Origin of the sequence: Clostridium sp. (assembly GCF_036646415.1) — a bacterium.
In the GTDB taxonomy this organism is placed as follows: domain Bacteria; phylum Bacillota; class Clostridia; order Clostridiales; family Clostridiaceae; genus Clostridium_J.
Map to the genome: position 1 here is coordinate 23,788 of NZ_JAVXMF010000018.1, position 17,893 is coordinate 41,680.

Genomic DNA, 17,893 nt, shown 5'->3' on the forward strand with positions numbered 1-17,893 from the left:
ATATCCATATCCATATCCATATCCATATCCATATCCATATCCATATCCATATCCATATCCAATTATAGCATTAATTTAAAGTTTATTTAAATATAATATTATTAGTTCTTCATTATAAGTATATATATCCAGTATGCACCAATGTAAATTAGGCAAGGTTTCTATTAGCCTAAACTAAATAATATATTAATCTATTTATTGTTATAAATGTTATATAATTGTATAATTTAGATTATATAATTATTATCTTGTATACGAGGAGAATAAAATGAAATATTTAAAGTTAAAACGTTCTCATAAACTATTGTTACTAATGACAATTCTAATCTGCGTTATAATATTTTGTTATTTGCAAAACAATGCTATTGTTTTAACTGACATTAAATATATAAACTCAAAGATACCTAATAACTTTAATGGATATAAGATACTACATGTTTCAGATCTGCATAATAAAGAGTTTGGAAATAACCAAAAAAATTTAATAAAGGAAATCAAGGAAATTAAACCAGATATAATTGTCATTACCGGTGACTTAATAGATAGTAGAAGAACTACTGTTAATGAAATGGATGTGGCTATTTCATTTGTAAAACAAGCTATTCATATAGCACCAATTTATTATGTATCTGGGAATCATGAAGAACGTTCAGGTATATATGAAGAATTGAAGATTGAGTTAGAAAAGTGTGGAGTAATTAACCTTGATGATAATTCTACAATTATAGAATTAAATGGGGAAAATATTAATTTACTTGGCATTGCTGACATTTCTTTCACTCCAGTTGATTATATGGGTAATGTAAGTCAGTATGACTTTAATGAAAGGCTAGAAAATATTAGAGCGGAAGTTAACCATGACTTTACTATTCTATTATCCCATAGACCAGAATTAATTAGTATCTACTCCGACCATGACATAGATTTAATATTCTCTGGACATGCTCATGGCGGCCAAGTAAGATTACCTTTTATTCCAGGACTCATTGCACCTGACCAAGGATTCTTTCCTAAGCACACCAGTGGAATTCATAAAGAAGGTACAACTTCTATAGTCATTAGCAGAGGTCTTGGCAATAGCCTCTTTCCACTAAGAGTATTTAACAGACCAGAGCTTGTTATTGTAACTTTAAACAATAATAATTAACTATGTATTACTTATACTTAATTGTTATGAATCATATGGAAAAAATTAAAGGATATCTAGCTTAAGACATCCTTTAATTTTTATAACAATGCATAATGAAAACATTTACTTATTTGAAATATTCAATTAATTTTACATGTTTAGTTTCCTAAAATAGCCATGGCATGTCCTATATCAAAACCATGTTCATTATAAATTTTATAATATCTTTCTTCTTCATCACCATTTGATATCTGAATTACATCATGATTATATATTGTAACTTTCAAAGACATAGATTTAGACGTCCCTTCTTCATTATATATTCCATCTAGAAGTATAGAATAACCTTCTAAGTCACTAACCGATCTTCTACCTACATACTCCACAATGTTTAAGTCTCCTATGTAAGCTATAAATTCATTGAGTTTATCATTGTTATCACAATTAATATATTCATTTACTATGGATCCATTTCCTTTGGAAATCTCAATGCTATTGATATTTGCCTTTGGAAACTCACTTAGAACTAACTTATCAAAGGAACCAGTTTTAGGATAAAAAATATGCATTACCACTAGTGCTATAATTCCCAGCGTAATGAGGATGGTTTTTTTCTTCTTCATATTACAATCTCCTCCTTAAATGTATAAAGTTATTTCACTTACAATTGTAACACAATTTACCCATTAATAAAGTCGAAATTTTCTTAATATTCAAACTTGAAGTGTAGGCATATGTGATTATCTCCTATATTCTAAGTTTCATTCATTTTCTTGCCACCTTTTACCCTAACTTTATATGATATCAAAATTAAAAACTGATTTAAATATAACTTTGTATGAAATTAATTCACATTATTACATATGTTTATAATTAAGTTTATTTGTACAATAATATGAAGTATAATCTATTTATAATTGGATTTATAGTCATGTACCTTTCATATGCTAATTACATCTAATTAATGTATATAATTATAGGAGGTAACTTTATGTATGCAGTAGAATTGTTTTTTAATGAAGAAGCAGATTCATATATAAGAAGTATTTGGAATGAATTAAGTGATAACAATATTGATTCAAGTTTAAATGATATTGAGGAAATCAGCCCTCATATAACTTTGGCAGTATATGAAAATATCGATGAAGAAGCCTTTATTAAAGATTTTAAAGTTTTTAAGTCTAACTTTAAGACTATCAATACTAGCTTTGATATCCTTGGAACATTTCCTATAACAGGAATCTGCCTTATAAAACCTACGGTAACTCAGGAATTGCTAAATATTCACAGCAAATATCATCAACAGCTTAAAGCTTTTAATGAAACAGCAAGCCCCTACTATTTACCCGATCGCTGGACTCCTCATTGCACCTTAGCTATAAACTTAAACAATGATAAACTAAAAAAAGTATTTAGTTTTGTACTAGATAAGTTCAAGCCCTTAAATGTTACATTAACTGATATAGGTTTAATTAAAATCTGTTCTAAGAATGATAATACATGTGCACTCAGTGTTAGATTAGCTTAATAACCAATAAATCTATTTATGGGGCTACCTTAAAATTGAATATGTTTTGAACTCATGTTGAAACACCGTTCATTTTTTTCACACAGTCCCATATTTAATTCCTATGAAAAACTCACTATGTTATAGACTCATTTATTGATGTGACCTAAAAAACATCTTACTGAATATCTCTTAGAACTTCCCTAGGTGATTTATTAAACATCTTCCTAAAGGCTCGAAGAAAGCTAGAATAATCATTAAACCCACATTGTAGTGCTGCTTTAGTAATTTGCTCTCCACCCTTTATAAGGTGCCTTGCCATTATTAGTCTTTTCTGAAGTACATAGTTATGTAGTGTATACCCCGTTTCCTTCTTAAATTTATGCATAAGATAATACCTGCTAATATAGAACCTTTCTGACAGAAACTCTATAGAAAGTACCTTATCTAAATTACTGTTTATATACTTTAAAATTTCTTCAATTTGTTTATCATACCTGAGTGAATCTTTATCAGTTATATACACATTCCCAAGATAAATCCTATTTAAATACACCATTATCTGTACAAATAGAGAATTACTTAAAAGCTTACTCCCAAAATCTGTAGAAACTAAAGATTCTTCTAGTGAACCTATTATTGACTTTAATGTATTTTGAAACTTGGCTTCAAGTCTAACTAAATTGAAGCTTTTTTCATTAGCTAATTTAAAACAAGTTGAAAGGTCACATCCCTCATAATTATGTTTCTTGATAAAGTCATAGTTAGCCCAAATAACTATTCTCTCATAAACTTCTGAAGAATCAATAATAGGCCTATGAACATCGTGGTTATTTACCAGCAATATATCCCAAGGCTTTAGGTAATAGGCCTTTCCCTCAATTAAATAGGTCACCTTTCCTGACAAAAATATAATTATTTTATTAAAGTCATGATAGTGAAACTCAAACTCTTGATTTGTCTTATCCTTTATATGAAATAGTTGAAAATCTTCATGTAGGTATCCTAATTTATTACTAGATTTATCCTTATTTATACAATTCAGTTCACTACTAAAATCAACCATTTTCTCATATACTCCTCTCCCATGAAAAATACCCTAATTTTCTATTTAAGTTCACATTATTTGAATTATTTAGGTTACTGTTAGCATCTACATCCATCATATTTCTCTTAGTGATACCTATTGTTATAGCTATAAGCCCACCAAACCCAATTCCACATTTTGCATTTATAATTAAATTTTAAAGCACTTTTTACAATATATCAAGCAATATATACACTACTTACAGCAAGTATATTGCATATAATGGAAATAGGAAGATCAATTATAAATTTAGTAAGGAGGATTAAACATGAATTTTATTAAAAATTATAAGTCATCATTAATCTTATTATTTGCAACTATACTAGGTGGATGTATAGGCCTTATTATTGGTGAAGAAGCAAGTATATTAGCACCTCTTGGAGATATATTTTTAAATTTAATATTTACCATCTTAGTACCACTAGTATTCTTTAGTATCTCCTCTTCCATTGCAAACATGGGTAGTTCAAGAAAACTAGGAAAAATCCTTGTGGTATCAATAATAGTTTTTGGAGTAACTGTTATTATTTCTGGAATAATAGGAATAATTAGTTTTAAACTCTTCGATCCCACTACTGGACTAAAGTCATCCATGTTTGCTAACTTAACTATTGGTAATGAAACACAAGTTGGAGAAAGTATGAGCATCTTAGATAAAATAGTATCTAGCATTACAGTTGGAAATTTTTCAGATATACTATCTAAAAATAATTTATTTGCCCTAATATTATTCTCTATGCTTATAGGTTTAAGTACTATGCTTTGCAATGAAGAAGGAAAAGCCTTCGCTACTTTTTTAAATAGTGGTACAGCCGTAACTATGAAGGTTATTAATATAATTATGCTGTATGCTCCTATTGGAATTGGAGCGTACTTTGCCAATGTGGTTGGACAGTTAGGTGGACAAATATTAAGCGGATATGCAAAGGTCTTCACACTATATCTAGGTGTTTCCATAGTATACTTCACAGTATTCTTTACCCTATACGCCTATGTAGCAGGAAGAAAAAAAGGTGTAAAAACATTTTGGAAGAATGCTACTATTCCATCAATAACAGCTATGGCAACCTGTTCTAGTGCCGCTTGTATTCCTGTTAATATTGAAGCGTCTAGAAGAATGGGAGTATCTGATACTCTATCTAAAATAATTATGCCTTTAGGAGTTAATATTCATAAGGATGGTTCTGTCATAGGCGGTATATTTAAAATAATGTTTCTATTTGCACTCTTCGGTAAAGACATGAATAGCTTAAGTTCTCTTCTAATTATATTAGTTAGTGGATTATTAATTGGAGCTGTAGTTGCAGCCATACCAGGTGGCGGTGCCATAGGTGAAATGCTCATCTTAAGTATATTTGGATTTCCTCCAGAAGCCTTAGCCATAATGCTAGTAATAGCAACAATTATCGATGCTCCCGCTACTCTACTAAACTCAACTGGAAACACTGTTTGCACCATGGTAATCTCTAAATTTACAGAAAAACACACCCAAAGATATTTTAACTAATTGTTGTAACACTTAACTATATGTAAAGAAAAAGTGCTACTCTAAATGATTTTTATTTTTACCGAACCACCCTTACTAAAAATTCCCCCATAACTGGTACTTCCCTTTTTTCTCCATTGGAATAGAATTATATTATAGATTAGAATCATCTTCCACTTGTCAAATGTAAGATTGGGAGTGTCAGTTAAAGGAGAGATAAAAATGAAAGTTGGAGTATTAATGGGTGGAATATCTTCTGAAAGAGATATATCACTTTTATCTGGTGAAGAAATAGTTAAAAACTTAGATAAAAACAAATATGAAGTTGTATCATTGATTATAGATTCAAGAGAAGAAGTTATTGATAAAGTTAAGGATTTAAATTTAGATTTTGCTTTCTTAGCTTTTCATGGGGAATTTGGAGAAGATGGATCAATTCAATGTATATTAGAAAGCGTAGGAATATCTTATTCAGGAAGCAATCCATTAACTAGTGCCATCTGTATGAATAAAAAACAAACAAAAGAAATATTGAAAGCTGAAAATATTAATATTGCAGATGGTGTTAGCTTGGATAAGTATGATGTATTAAATTGGGATAACATTGAGAAAATAAAATATCCTATGGTGGTGAAACCTAATAATGGTGGATCAAGTATTGGAGTATCTTTAGTTTATTGTAGAGAAGAGTTAACATCTGCTATTAAAGAAGGTTTTATATATAGTGATGAAGTACTTGTTGAAGAATATTTAAATGGGCTAGAATATACTGTTCCTATTTTAAATGGAGACACCTTACCTATTCTCTCAATCTCTCATCAGGGAAATTTCTTTGACTATAAATGCAAGTATTTAGATTCTAAAACTGAAGAAAAGGTTGCAAATCTTCCCCAAAAGTTAGATAATGAAATACGAAAAATAGGTGAAAAATGCTTTAAAATATTTGATTGTAAAGCATATGCAAGAGTTGATATAATAGTAAGCAATGGTAAGCCTTATGTCCTTGAGTTAAACACCCTACCTGGAATGACTAATAATTCCTTATTTCCTAAAAGTGCAAAGGCTGCAAACATGAATTATTCAGAATTACTTGATAAAATTATCCAGTATTCTTTAAAATGATATAAAATTTCTTTCCGTAATAAATAAAAACTTGAAATACACATATAAATGGACGGTGATTAACATTGATATTTTCTTCTCTTACTATAAATAATGAAGAACCAATTTATATACAAATAGAGCGACACATTACTCTTGGAATTAAAAAAGGTGAATTAAAAAAGGATAGTAAACTTCCTTCTACAAGAGAGGCAAGCAAGCTTCTAAATATAAGTAGGAATTCTGTTATTTCTGCCTATGAAGAGTTAGAAAGCAAGGGAATAATAATCACAAAACGCGGCATTGGCACCTTCATCTTGATGGAGGGTGAAAGTCAGTGTCAGGAATATAACGTGGACTTTTTATCAGAAATCAACAGTTATGGCTCTACCCTTTGGAATCTTGATATTGTAAAAAGTGAGCTGAGTTATAAAAAAGAAATGATATCCTTCAAGTCTATCTCACCTAAAAATGAACTCTTTAATCTTGATGATTTTAAAAGATCTCTTCTAGATGCTTGGACCTTTGAAGGTGCAAATCTTTTAAACTATGGATATGCTAAAGGATATGCTCCACTAATAGATTACTTTTTTCAGTATATGGAAGAAAAAAGTGTAAATACTGTAGGTAAAGATATTTTGATAACTAATGGCTTTACTGAAGCCTTTGATATAATTATGAGTTCACTAACTAAGCCCGGTGATGTGATTATATGCGAAGAACCAACCCATAATACTGCTCTAAAGATTATGAAGGCTCATGGCCTTAAGATTGTGCAAGTAAAAATGGATAATGAAGGTATAAACTTAAAAGAGCTAGAAAGCGATTTAGAATACTTTCATCCTAAGTTTGGATATTTAATTCCCTCCTACAATAATCCCACAGGCATAGTAACTAAAACTAAGCGAAGAAAAGAAATCTATAATTTGTTTAGAAAGTATTCTGTGCCTATAATTGAAGATGGATTTAACGAGGAGTTACTCTACTCCAGCTCCCCTATTGAACCTATAGCTTCCCTATGTGGTAGAGGTAATGGAGTTATATATATAGGGAGTCTTTCAAAAATATTATTCCCTGGTCTTAGAATTGGATGGATTCTTGGAGATGAAAAACTCATAGATATTTTAGAAAGTGTAAAAAGAGGAAGAACCATTCACTCCTCCTTTTTAGATCAAAGTGCCTTCCATTATTATTTGAAAAGTGGTGCTTTTAATCGATATGTAAAGAACGTACGAAAATACTATAGAGACAAATATAACCTAGTTATGGATATGGTGAATAAATACATTCCCTATGAATATGTAACTGGTGAAGGTGGGCTCCATATTTTTATAAAGCTTCGAAATAATCTAAATGCAAGAAAACTTCTTAACCTATGCTATGAAGATAATGTAATCTTCATGCCTGGAGATATTTTCTATGAAGACAATAGCAATCTAGATACCTTTAGAATAGGCTTTGGAAGAGTAAACGATGAAGATATAGAAAAAGGTATTAGGATAATTGGAGATAATGTAAAGTTATTGAGTAAACTATAAATCTTCCATGTTAAAAATACAATTAATAATTCATAAACCACGATCTCTAAAAATTCGCCTTCTGCTGGTACTTGATTTTTTTATTCTAAGTAATAAAATTATATTATGAAGCAAGTAATTTTCTCCCTTTACACAAAGATTAAAATAATTCACCTAAACACTGCTAAAACAACTTACTATAAAACTAATGAAAGAAATTATGAGGTATAAAATTGGAAAAGATAATGAGACCTGTATGGGCTGAAATAGATTTAGATGCAATAGCATATAATACAAGAAATATAAAAAATCTAATCAAGGATAAAGAATTAATAGCAATTGTAAAGGCTAATTGCTATGGCCATGGAGTTATAGATGTAGTTCCTACCCTTCTTGAAAATGGAGCTTCAATACTTGCTGTAGCCATGATTAGTGAAGGAATTGAGCTTAGAAGAAATAATATTAATGCACCTATAATAGTTCTTGGATATACACCTTTATACTTAGGCGAAGAGTTAATAAACAATGACATAGATCAAACTGTATACGATTTTGAATATGCAAAAGAATTGTCTAATCTTGCATTGACTCTTAATAAAAAAGCCAAAGTTCACATTGCTATAGATACCGGAATGGGTCGAATTGGATTCCTTCCTAATAAAAAAACCATAGAAGAAATATCTAAAATATGCTCCTTGAAAGGTTTGAAGGTAGTTGGTATTTTTTCTCATTTTTCCACTTCTGACGAAAAAGATAAATCCTATGCTCAGGAGCAATTATTAAAATTTACAAACCTTCTTGAAGATGTAAAATCTATTGGAATAAATATTCCTTTAAAACACTTTTCAAATAGTGGAGCAATTATTGATATGCCAGAAACCTACTTCAATGCAGTAAGACCTGGGATCATACTCTATGGATATTATCCTTCTAATGAGGTTCATAAGGATACGCTTTCATTGAAACCAGCTCTAACCTTAAAGGGAAAGGTAGCTCATGTAAAGGAATTGGATGAAGATATGTATATTAGTTATGGTAAAAGCTTTAAAACAGACAGAAAAACCGTCATAGCCACCCTTCCAATTGGCTATGGAGATGGATACTCTAGGCTACTAGGTCATGATGCTAAGGTAATTATAAATGGAAAGTTTGCCAAGGTAGTTGGAAGAATTTGCATGGATCAATGCATGATTGATGTAACAGATGTAGGAAATGTTAAACCTGGTGATGAAGTTATAATCCTAGGTGAACAAGGACATTTAAGATTAAATGCAGATGACCTGGCAGAAACCTTAGGTACAATCAATTATGAGATACTTTGTATGCTTAAGCATAGAATTCCTAGAGTCTATATTAAAAATGGGAAAGTAGTTAATGTAAGAAATTATATTTAACAAACAAAATAAAAAACTAAAATGACTGTCTCAAAGTAATTAAACTATTTTGAGACAGTTTCTCTTTAAATATAAACTTTAATTATTAATACTATAATTCATAGCATTGATTACATCACTTTATTTCATTTACATAATTTACGCTATTATATCTTATGCACTCTCGGTTTTCCACCTCATGAAAGCTATAAATCTAACCTCTTAACGTGGCTACTAACCTATCCTTTTTCAAAATTAGGTCTAGGGCATCTTCTATAGATTTACACACTATTTCCGCTTTCATAAGAGATTTAGCAGAACATCCCTCATTTCCTAAGACTATTATTCCCAAGGCACTTTTTTCAAACATTAGTCCGTCATTAAAACCATTTCCTATTGCTATACAACTACTTCCACCTAATTCTTCTACAATTGCTTCTTTGTTTTTTCTAGCACTAGAATTATCAAATATTTTTATTTCTAGAGGTAACCCCTCACATTGATTTTTTACTGTACCATGGGTATCAGCAGTAAGTACATATATATTAAACCCAAGATTACTAATTTTTATAATTCTCGCCTTTACTTCACTTAATATAATCCCATCTAGAGCTATAGTCCCATTATAATCCAATAAAATATTTTCAATATTTAACTCTTCTCTTCCTGGTATTTTAATTTCCAAAATATGTCCCCCTTAACTACAACTATATCATTTCTAAAAATATATTATCATTTACTACATTCTATAATATATTCCAATAAATAGATTAGTATCTATAGAATTTTCAAATAGTTCTACATTTTTTCCTTCTTTTATAATAAGATAAATATGGTTCTTTAATCAAGGGTATTAATTAATTAAAGGACAGATCATTTTTTAGGGGGATTAATTTTATGAACAAGAAAAAATCACTTGCTTTATTTATGGCTATATCTATTGCTACTTTAGCGGTAGGATGTAGTAAAAATAATGAGGATGCTAACAAGGGTGCAAATACTTCTACTAATGTAGAATCAAATGAGTCAAGTCAAAAGAAAGAAGAAGTTGGACAAATTATCCTATCTGGTTCTTCAACCTTAGCTCCAGTAATGAATGAAGCTATAATTAAGTTTACTGAAAAAAATAAGACTTGGAATACTATTAATGAAAAATATGGTAATGAAGATATAGATATTGTTGTATCTGAAGGTGGTTCAGGTGCTGCTATAAAAGCATTACTTGATGATACTGCAAACTTTGGATTAGTTTCAAGACCAGTGACTGATGAGGAAAAATCAAAAATAGAGAATTATAATGAATTTAACCTAGGAACTGACGCTTTGACAATCTCTATTAATCCAGAAAATAAATTATTAGAATATAAAAAAGATGGATTAACAACTGAAGAACTCTCAAAAATCTTCTCTGGAGAATTTAAATATTGGGATGAAGTTGATAGCAATCTTCCTCATGAAGAAATAGTTGTTATTACAAGAGATATTAGTGGTGGTGCTCATCAAGTTTTCCAAGAAAAAGTTATGGGAGACAAAGAAGTAAGCAAAGATGTAATACAAGCTCCTTCAATGGGTGCATTAGTTACTAAGATTATTGAGAACAAGAACTCTATTGGATATGCTTCATTTGGAGTTGTAAATCAAAATCAAGGAAAAGTAATTCCATTAAACATAGATGGTATAGAGCCAACTGCAGCAAACATTTTAAGTGGTGATTACAAGATTTCAAGACCACTACTTGTAATTACAAAAGGTGAATTATCAGAAGCTGAAAAAGGATTTATAGATATGTGTACTTCAGCAGAAGGTATGAAAATTGTAGAAGACTTAGGTTTCGTTCCAGCTAAATAGATTAATTAAACCCAGGATTATCCTGGGCTTTCATCGTTAATTGATACTCTAAATTCATGATTTATCTAAGTGGAGGTAAATAAAATGTGTAGATTTTACAAATCACTTGACTATATATTTTCTAATTTTCTAAGACTAACCTGTATAATAACCCTATTAATTCTAATATTAATTATATTTTTCATATCAAAGGAAAGTTTACTTTTATTTAAAGACTACTCCTTTATGGATTTCATTACTACTCAGAGTTGGAATCCACTAAGCAAAAATCCTTCCTTTGGTATTTTACCAATGATACTCAGTACCCTCTATGTATCTATAGTAGCACTAATTATAGCACTACCGCTTGGAGTTGGTACGGCGCTACTTACTAGTTGTGTTCTAAGTAAAAAAAGCCACAGATATATTCTTCCATTTTTTAATCTACTAGCAGGTATACCCTCTGTGGTTTATGGCTTCTTTGGTCTACTAATAGTGGTGAAATTCTTTGAAGCTAAATTTAGCTTTTCTAGCGGTGAAAGTATTTTTGCTGGTGGAATTGTGTTATCTGTAATGATACTTCCCTACATAATTTCAACTTGTCATGAATCCATGATTAAAATAAGAGATGGGTACTATGAAGTTTCTACTTCCCTTGTAACCTCTAAATGGTATATGATTAGAAACTTAATTCTTCCTGGATCTAAGATACCAATATTCACCTCAGGAGCTCTTGCCCTTAGCAGAGCCATCGGTGAAACCATGGCAGTAATGATGGTTATAGGTAATTCTCCTATTATTCCAAAGCTATTTTCTAGAGGCGAAACACTATCTGGATTAATTGCTCTTGAAATGAGTGGAGCTGAAATTGGAAGTGTACACTACCATGCTTTATATGGAGCAGGATTTGTATTAATACTTATTCTGCTTATAATTAATTTGATATTTTCTTTTATTAAAAATCTACTTGAAAAAAAATATTTATAGTAAGTGAGTTGATATTGTGAAAAGAAGAAATTTAGATATAAATATATATTTAATTTTAAGTAGTATTATAGTTGGATTTATAATTCTTTACTTGCTTGGATTTATTTTTATTAAGGGTGGATTAAACATATCCATAGATTTTCTTACTGAATCTCCTAAGGGTATGCCTATAGGAAGTGAAGGTGGTATTTTACCTGCTTTAATAGGCTCCTTGTATTTTGGATTAATTGCCCTAGGTTCTTCCTCTTTATTATCATTATCTATGTCTATTTACTTAAGTTACTACTGTAAAAATAATTACTTTAAAGGCTTTATGAGAACTATAATAGGAATAATTGCTGGCATACCATCTATCGTTTTGGGTTTGTTTGGATATAGTTTTTTCGTAGTTAAGCTTAATTATGGAATATCCATATTATCAGGAGGCCTGGTTTTGGGCATTATGATATTCCCTTACATGGAGGTAAATCTAGAAAAAATTTTTCTTGAGGTAGATAAAAATCTTATTACCGCCTCCTATGCTCTAGGGGTAAATAGAAGTTATACTCTTTTAAAAATAGTAATACCAATGACTTATAGGCAAATACTTAGCACTCTCTGCTTAGGTCTTAGCTTAGCTCTCAGTGCTTCAGCTCCACTCTTGATAACTGGTGCTGTATCCTACACTAAAATTCCTAAGAGTGTATTCTCCCCCGCCATGGCACTACCAGTACATCTTTACTATTTAATTGGAGAAGGAGTATCTACCAAAAATGCTTATGCCACTGCCTTTGTTATTATAATAATTCTACTTATATTAAATTCTATTCCCTTTATATTTTCTAAAAAACATGAGTAGTTATAGATTGGAGATAATGACATGAACTCAATTATTAAAATAGAAAACCTTAAATTAAATTACGGAAATCAAGAAATATTAAAAAATATTGAATTAAACATTTATGAAAATAAAATAACTTCAATAATTGGACCCTCAGGTTGTGGAAAATCCACTCTACTAAAATGTATAAATAGAATAATAGATGAAAGCACTGACATGTCCATGAGTGGGAGTATATACTTTAATGATAAAAACATACAAGATTATAATCTAGAGGACCTAAGAAAGAACATAGGTATGGTATTCCAGCAGTCTACCCCTTTTCCTCTAAGTATCTATAAAAATCTTGAATATGCTTTAAAATATCATGGAATTAGTAAAAAAGAAAGAAAAGTCTTAATAGAAACCACTTTAAAACTCACTGGTTTATACGAAGAAATCTCACCTCTAATGAATAAAAGTGCTCTTAAATTATCTGGTGGTCAAGCACAACGCCTCTGCATTGCTAGAGCTCTTACCATCAGCCCTAAAATTCTTCTCCTTGATGAACCTTGTTCTGCTTTAGATGTGATTAACACAAAAAAAATAGAGGAACTTTTAATATGCTTAAAAGAAACCTACACCATAATTATTGTAACTCACAACCTAGCTCAAGCTAAAAGAATCTCTGATAGAACTATATTTATGTACGATGGTGAAGTTATAGAAGATGACTCTACAAAGAATTTATTCTCAATTCCTAAGAAACAACTTACGAAGGAATATGTCAGTGGAGATATTGGATAAATCAAAACATATCTCCATTAAATTCACATTTTTAACACTTTTATCTTACTGTCATATTTATCTTTCTAATTATAATTATTGTAATATGTAGGGCTGTAACATCCTTTTAAATCATAAAAGCACCCATTATATGAACAGCGCCCTGTCTACTTAACAGGGCGCTATTCAACTTAATAGGTGCTTTAAATTTATTTTCAAGTTAACTTAAAATCTTATTAATCCAATCCTTATCAATTACTTCAAAGGTCTTACTTCTTTTAATTGCTACTTCACTGCCATATCGCTCTTTAAGCGAATTATATAATTTACTATTAAATTCACAAGATAATGCTTTCCCTTCAATATCTAAGCATACAAAAATCTTAGATTCATTGATTTTATCATAATCAAAATACACATTTGACAATATAAACTCCGGCTTTTTCTCCTCTATATCAGAAACATAAAATACCTTGCACATTTCTACAATGGTATCTTCAAGACCACCGTCAAATATTTTAATCTTTTCTCTAAGTTCATTAGCTGTTTTCACCACTCGTAGTCTATAGCTCTCACTAAACTTAGAAGTGAAATTACTCGTCAGTTCTTTTAAATTTTCTATTAGAATTTCATTCTTCTCATCATAATTAGGTAATAAATATATAAGTAGTTGTTTATCCATGTCATGGTATAAACAATCACATAATAGATGAGTTACTTCCCCACACTCTGGACAACAGTGATTAAACAGTTTCTGAGATAGTATATCCTCCTTTGCCCCTTTATCTACGGATACATTAACGCTATCCCATATATTAACCTCATACTTACATGAACATTTTGGACAAGTTATTTTCCCACTCTTTCTAATTGACATTATTCATTCCCCCAGTTGTATATTATTAATACTAAAATAGTTTATCTGTAATAAAACTATTAAAGATAAACTTATTCCTTCAGGTAACTTTCTATGATTTTTAAATCTATTTTAAATAGCATATTTTAAAATCTACCTTTAGGATTATTAAACATAATATTCAACATATTCCATTAAATATCCTTTTAATTTATAGATATAAATCTAAAATAACTACCAATTTTTTTATTAAAATTTAAGTATCCAAACATAAAATTGGAACTTTTACTTTAATTTAAAAATCTTGTCTATAAAATCACCTACTTCATTCCAAGCTTCCTTACTTTCAGGAATCAAGTCCCCTGCCACCTGAAATACATGAAACATGCCTTCATAAACAGATAGTTTTACTTCCACATCCTGTTCCTTTGCCTTTTGTGCAACCGTTAAAGTGTCGCTTAAAATAACCTCATGGGTTCCTACCTGCATCAGCATAGGTGGAAATCCGTGGAACTCACCATAGACAGGTGAAATATAGGGACAGTGTGGATCATTTTCTCCAATATAAGTAGAATTGTATAACATATTATTGGTAGAATGACCAAACAATGGATCAATTTCATAGTTATCTTTATAGCTTGCACCACTATTTGTTAAATCATTCCAAGGTGACATGACAATAATCCCAGCAGGAAGTGGCATACCATGGTCTCTTAAATAAAGACACAGAGCTATAGCTAATCCGCCCCCTGCTGAATCACCTACCACAATTATATTTTCCGGTTTATATTTTTGCTCTTCTATAAGCCATTTATAAGCAGCTACTGAGTCTTCTAGTGCTGCTGGGTATGGAGCTTCCGGAGCCACTCTATAATCAATTGTAAGTACATCTCCACCTTTGGTTCTTTCTGAATAATTTACTGCAAATCTTCGATATGCATTTTTCATAGGACCAATATAACCACCTCCATGAAGCTGTAAAGTTACCTTTCCATTGCATGGTTCTTCAGGTTTTAAATATTCCATTATGAAGTGTTCCATTTCTATTTTTTTATATAAATACCCATTAGGGCATTTCCATGGTGGCTCCACTGGATGTTTTCTAAATTTTCCTGTTTGAATTGGTTCTCCTAAAGAAGTCTCTATAATATTACCTATCAATTCACGTAACAAATTACCTCGAATACTGGTCTTTTTTGCTTTCATCTTCTCTCTCCTAGGTGTAGAATCTTCTAATCAGTTCATTCTTTACACTTCTGTCTCCAAAAACTATGGTTCCAATTAAAATACTGATAGAAATTCCACTTGTTAAAATAGCTAGTGCCGGACGATTGATTAATCCTACCCAAAATAAAATTAATGGTATAAAACTAAATATAGTAATAGCAATCTGATACATAAAGTAACTTTGCCAATTCATAGGATTTACAATCATAAGCAGTACAATTGCTAGATTAGCAAATAATATTATACCAGGTATTGCATAATTCACAGACCACCCTATGTATCCAATGACATTATCAATTACCACCAATAATATTCCTCCACCTATTGTTTGCACTAAAATTTTAGAAGCTAAATTGGCATTGTTCATAATAGAATAAGTAACTGTAATCCCAAAATAAATAATACCAACCACTGCAATTACTGACCAAATAACACCTGAGTAAGTAATGTAGTTTATAAATCCTAAAACTGCTGCAACTATAGTAAGTATAAATAAAAATATCTTCTTTATTTTATTAAATTTATCTATATCAAAATCAATTTCTGGATACATTTTAGTTACTTTTTCTTCTGTTTCATCCTGTTCTAATACTCCTACACATAGTGGACATGTATGGGTTTCACCCAATACGTTGACGTTACACTTTTCACATCTTTTCATTTAATACACCATTACTTTCTATTGTTACTGAAATCCCTTCTTTTGTTAAAGTACGAAAAAAAGCTCTTTGTAAATATGTATCTGCTAACACCGTAGTGAAATTCACCACTAATTTATCTTTATATGAGCATACACCACATTTCATTTTCTGCTTTTTAGAAACACCTATTAGGAAATGAAAATTCTCTATATCATTCTGAAACTTTGGAAGAACAGTAATCCCCCCTAGATTTGATAAAGTTGTGGTATTAGATTTACTGATTCTCCCATAAATAAATTGCAACGCAATATATTTAAATGCCAGTGGAATAAATCGTATTAATAACTTTTTCTCATTAGAAACATTATAGGAAATAGTCTTCTGTAATTTTTCCTTTGTAATATTTTCATCCATTTGATTACTTACAATAGAAAGAACCTCTTCAAAAGTATGTTCATTTCCATCCGATAAAAATTCAATTGCTGTTACTGCAAAAAAATTCATGGTGGTTGTAGATTCAAAGAAGGATCTTAAATTTATAGGTAGATTAATAGAAATAGGATTAGTATTTTCTTGTTTATTTATATATTCTTCATAAATGCACCAGATTAGTACAGCTACTAAATATTTAGTAATACTTACCCCCCTTCCCTTACACACCTTCTTAAGCTCAGGCAAATCAACATACCCATGGATGACACTTACAGTATCTAAATACAATAGTTCACCTTTTAGCTGATATGCTTTCTTTGTACTATAGGTCTTCTTAGGAAGTTTTTTATAATTTTTCAAGTAGCTATCTTCCACATTAAGAATGCATTCCCTACTTGGTCGTATATATCCCTTTTCTATAGAATCACTTGATTTTATTAAATCAAGATAATGATACGTGAGCTCCTTTAAAAAATTAATAGCACCCATTCCATCTGTAATAGCATGAAATACTTCTAAATTAATTCTTTTCTCATAGTAGGATACACGAAATAAAAAATGACGATTACTATTAGGATCTATATATTTACAAGGGTATGTTGTTTCTTTTTCTATAACAGGAACCTTCTTATTTGTTTCAAAATAATACCAAAAAAAACCTCTTCTAAGTCTTACATTAAATCCATCAAACCAAGGTATTATATCCTCTAAAGCTTGTTGTAAAAGCTGTGGTACAACTTCCTGTTTTAAGGTAGCAGACACTCTAAAAACATTACTTAATCTCTCATTTGTAATGACCGGAAATATTTTTGCCGTATTATCTAAGCCCCTCCACTTTGTATGTTGATTTTTTTTATTCATTTTATCTTCACTCTTTTCCATACTCTATTGTCATTAAAGAACACTTACTTATTATAGCAAATCAACTTTATTTTTTCATTAGTTCCACCCTGATATTTTTCCTCAAAAATGTGAATCTTAAACATTATATACAAAATAATTTATAGAACTGTCATCTAAGTATAGTAAGGTATTATTATAATCTAATTCCTATAGCTCTTCCAATGGTTCCTCCGAGCTTCTCCCAAAAATAATTATGATCGTCCACTACCTGTGAGAAATCTTCTTCCTCCCCTCG

General features: G+C 30.3%; 17 protein-coding genes. 10 read left to right on the plus strand and 7 right to left on the minus strand.

What is annotated here, in order from left to right; all coding sequences use genetic code 11:
- Nucleotides 1-268 precede the first annotated feature (268 nt).
- Complete coding sequence (locus tag RSD37_RS11990) at nucleotides 269-1,147, plus strand: metallophosphoesterase (RefSeq protein ID WP_346946975.1); 879 nt, start codon at nucleotides 269-271, stop codon at nucleotides 1,145-1,147.
- Nucleotides 1,148-1,287: 140 nt separating this feature from the next.
- On the opposite strand, the gene RSD37_RS11995 is transcribed toward RSD37_RS11990, so the two are convergent.
- Nucleotides 1,288-1,752, minus strand: a complete 465-nt coding sequence (locus RSD37_RS11995) for a hypothetical protein (protein ID WP_346946976.1) — start codon at nucleotides 1,750-1,752, stop codon at nucleotides 1,288-1,290.
- A gap of 368 nt (nucleotides 1,753-2,120) precedes the next feature.
- Here RSD37_RS11995 and RSD37_RS12000 point away from each other — a divergent pair, with 368 nt between their 5' ends.
- On the plus strand, nucleotides 2,121-2,657 hold the full coding sequence (locus RSD37_RS12000; RefSeq protein WP_346946977.1) for a 2'-5' RNA ligase family protein: 537 nt from the start codon (nucleotides 2,121-2,123) through the stop codon (nucleotides 2,655-2,657).
- Between the two features lie 157 nt (nucleotides 2,658-2,814).
- Here the strand turns inward: RSD37_RS12000 and RSD37_RS12005 are convergent, their stop codons facing one another.
- Complete coding sequence (locus RSD37_RS12005) at nucleotides 2,815-3,702, minus strand: AraC family transcriptional regulator (protein ID WP_346946978.1); 888 nt, start codon at nucleotides 3,700-3,702, stop codon at nucleotides 2,815-2,817.
- A 289-nt stretch (nucleotides 3,703-3,991) separates the two neighbouring features.
- On the opposite strand from RSD37_RS12005, the gene RSD37_RS12010 reads away from it, so the two are divergent.
- The 4 genes from RSD37_RS12010 (at nucleotide 3,992) to alr (ending at nucleotide 9,221) form a co-directional block, all read left to right on the plus strand.
- Entirely contained in the window at nucleotides 3,992-5,230 is a 1,239-nt protein-coding gene (locus tag RSD37_RS12010; protein WP_346946979.1) for a dicarboxylate/amino acid:cation symporter, read from the plus strand.
- Between the two features lie 201 nt (nucleotides 5,231-5,431).
- The gene (locus RSD37_RS12015) at nucleotides 5,432-6,331 is read left to right on the plus strand and encodes a D-alanine--D-alanine ligase (protein WP_346946980.1); all 900 of its coding nucleotides are present in this window, start codon (nucleotides 5,432-5,434) and stop codon (nucleotides 6,329-6,331) included.
- A 65-nt stretch (nucleotides 6,332-6,396) separates the two neighbouring features.
- A complete protein-coding gene (locus tag RSD37_RS12020) occupies nucleotides 6,397-7,848 on the plus strand; it encodes a PLP-dependent aminotransferase family protein (protein ID WP_346946981.1) in 1,452 nt (483 codons plus the stop codon).
- A gap of 212 nt (nucleotides 7,849-8,060) precedes the next feature.
- Entirely contained in the window at nucleotides 8,061-9,221 is a 1,161-nt protein-coding gene (gene alr / locus RSD37_RS12025) for an alanine racemase (RefSeq protein WP_346946982.1), read from the plus strand.
- 193 nt (nucleotides 9,222-9,414) lie between these two features.
- On the opposite strand, the gene RSD37_RS12030 is transcribed toward alr, so the two are convergent.
- Nucleotides 9,415-9,885, minus strand: coding sequence for an ATPase P (locus RSD37_RS12030; RefSeq protein ID WP_346946983.1), 471 nt, complete (start codon nucleotides 9,883-9,885; stop codon nucleotides 9,415-9,417).
- 212 nt (nucleotides 9,886-10,097) lie between these two features.
- Here RSD37_RS12030 and RSD37_RS12035 point away from each other — a divergent pair, with 212 nt between their 5' ends.
- The 4 genes from RSD37_RS12035 to RSD37_RS12050 all read left to right on the plus strand — a co-directional run bounded on the left by RSD37_RS12035 (nucleotide 10,098) and on the right by RSD37_RS12050 (nucleotide 13,620).
- A complete protein-coding gene (locus tag RSD37_RS12035; RefSeq protein WP_346946984.1) occupies nucleotides 10,098-11,048 on the plus strand; it encodes a phosphate ABC transporter substrate-binding protein in 951 nt (316 codons plus the stop codon).
- 84 nt (nucleotides 11,049-11,132) lie between these two features.
- Nucleotides 11,133-12,014, plus strand: a complete 882-nt coding sequence (gene pstC / locus RSD37_RS12040) for a phosphate ABC transporter permease subunit PstC (protein WP_346946985.1) — start codon at nucleotides 11,133-11,135, stop codon at nucleotides 12,012-12,014.
- Between the two features lie 16 nt (nucleotides 12,015-12,030).
- Nucleotides 12,031-12,852, plus strand: coding sequence for an ABC transporter permease subunit (locus tag RSD37_RS12045; RefSeq protein ID WP_346946986.1), 822 nt, complete (start codon nucleotides 12,031-12,033; stop codon nucleotides 12,850-12,852).
- 21 nt (nucleotides 12,853-12,873) lie between these two features.
- Nucleotides 12,874-13,620 (plus strand): phosphate ABC transporter ATP-binding protein, encoded by a 747-nt coding sequence (locus RSD37_RS12050; RefSeq protein ID WP_346946987.1) that lies wholly within the window; start codon nucleotides 12,874-12,876, stop codon nucleotides 13,618-13,620.
- A gap of 199 nt (nucleotides 13,621-13,819) precedes the next feature.
- Here the strand turns inward: RSD37_RS12050 and RSD37_RS12055 are convergent, their stop codons facing one another.
- From RSD37_RS12055 to RSD37_RS12070, 4 genes are all read right to left on the minus strand, one after another.
- Nucleotides 13,820-14,476, minus strand: coding sequence for a CpXC domain-containing protein (locus tag RSD37_RS12055; RefSeq protein ID WP_346946988.1), 657 nt, complete (start codon nucleotides 14,474-14,476; stop codon nucleotides 13,820-13,822).
- A gap of 264 nt (nucleotides 14,477-14,740) precedes the next feature.
- Nucleotides 14,741-15,661: an alpha/beta hydrolase gene (locus RSD37_RS12060; RefSeq protein ID WP_346946989.1), complete on the minus strand. Its 921-nt coding sequence runs from the start codon at nucleotides 15,659-15,661 to the stop codon at nucleotides 14,741-14,743.
- Between the two features lie 10 nt (nucleotides 15,662-15,671).
- Nucleotides 15,672-16,343 carry a DUF6320 domain-containing protein gene (locus RSD37_RS12065; RefSeq protein WP_346946990.1) on the minus strand — a complete coding sequence of 224 codons (672 nt, stop codon included), beginning with the start codon at nucleotides 16,341-16,343 and terminating at the stop codon, nucleotides 15,672-15,674.
- A complete protein-coding gene (locus RSD37_RS12070) occupies nucleotides 16,330-17,616 on the minus strand; it encodes a hypothetical protein (RefSeq protein WP_346946991.1) in 1,287 nt (428 codons plus the stop codon). Before RSD37_RS12070 ends, RSD37_RS12065 begins: the two co-directional genes overlap by 14 nt.
- Between the last annotated feature and the right edge of the window lie 277 nt (nucleotides 17,617-17,893).

What these genes read in the sequence shown, in the direction of transcription:
- RSD37_RS11990 (WP_346946975.1), top strand. Translation starts at nt 269, where the DNA reads ATGAAATATTTAAAGTTAAAACGTTCTCATAAACTATTGTTACTAATG.
- RSD37_RS11995 (WP_346946976.1), bottom strand. Translation starts at nt 1,752, where the DNA reads ATGAAGAAGAAAAAAACCATCCTCATTACGCTGGGAATTATAGCACTA.
- RSD37_RS12000 (WP_346946977.1), top strand. Translation starts at nt 2,121, where the DNA reads ATGTATGCAGTAGAATTGTTTTTTAATGAAGAAGCAGATTCATATATA.
- RSD37_RS12005 (WP_346946978.1), bottom strand. Translation starts at nt 3,702, where the DNA reads ATGGTTGATTTTAGTAGTGAACTGAATTGTATAAATAAGGATAAATCT.
- RSD37_RS12010 (WP_346946979.1), top strand. Translation starts at nt 3,992, where the DNA reads ATGAATTTTATTAAAAATTATAAGTCATCATTAATCTTATTATTTGCA.
- RSD37_RS12015 (WP_346946980.1), top strand. Translation starts at nt 5,432, where the DNA reads ATGAAAGTTGGAGTATTAATGGGTGGAATATCTTCTGAAAGAGATATA.
- RSD37_RS12035 (WP_346946984.1), top strand. Translation starts at nt 10,098, where the DNA reads ATGAACAAGAAAAAATCACTTGCTTTATTTATGGCTATATCTATTGCT.
- pstC (WP_346946985.1), top strand. Translation starts at nt 11,133, where the DNA reads ATGTGTAGATTTTACAAATCACTTGACTATATATTTTCTAATTTTCTA.
- RSD37_RS12050 (WP_346946987.1), top strand. Translation starts at nt 12,874, where the DNA reads ATGAACTCAATTATTAAAATAGAAAACCTTAAATTAAATTACGGAAAT.
- RSD37_RS12055 (WP_346946988.1), bottom strand. Translation starts at nt 14,476, where the DNA reads ATGTCAATTAGAAAGAGTGGGAAAATAACTTGTCCAAAATGTTCATGT.
- RSD37_RS12060 (WP_346946989.1), bottom strand. Translation starts at nt 15,661, where the DNA reads ATGAAAGCAAAAAAGACCAGTATTCGAGGTAATTTGTTACGTGAATTG.
- RSD37_RS12065 (WP_346946990.1), bottom strand. Translation starts at nt 16,343, where the DNA reads ATGAAAAGATGTGAAAAGTGTAACGTCAACGTATTGGGTGAAACCCAT.
- RSD37_RS12070 (WP_346946991.1), bottom strand. Translation starts at nt 17,616, where the DNA reads ATGAATAAAAAAAATCAACATACAAAGTGGAGGGGCTTAGATAATACG.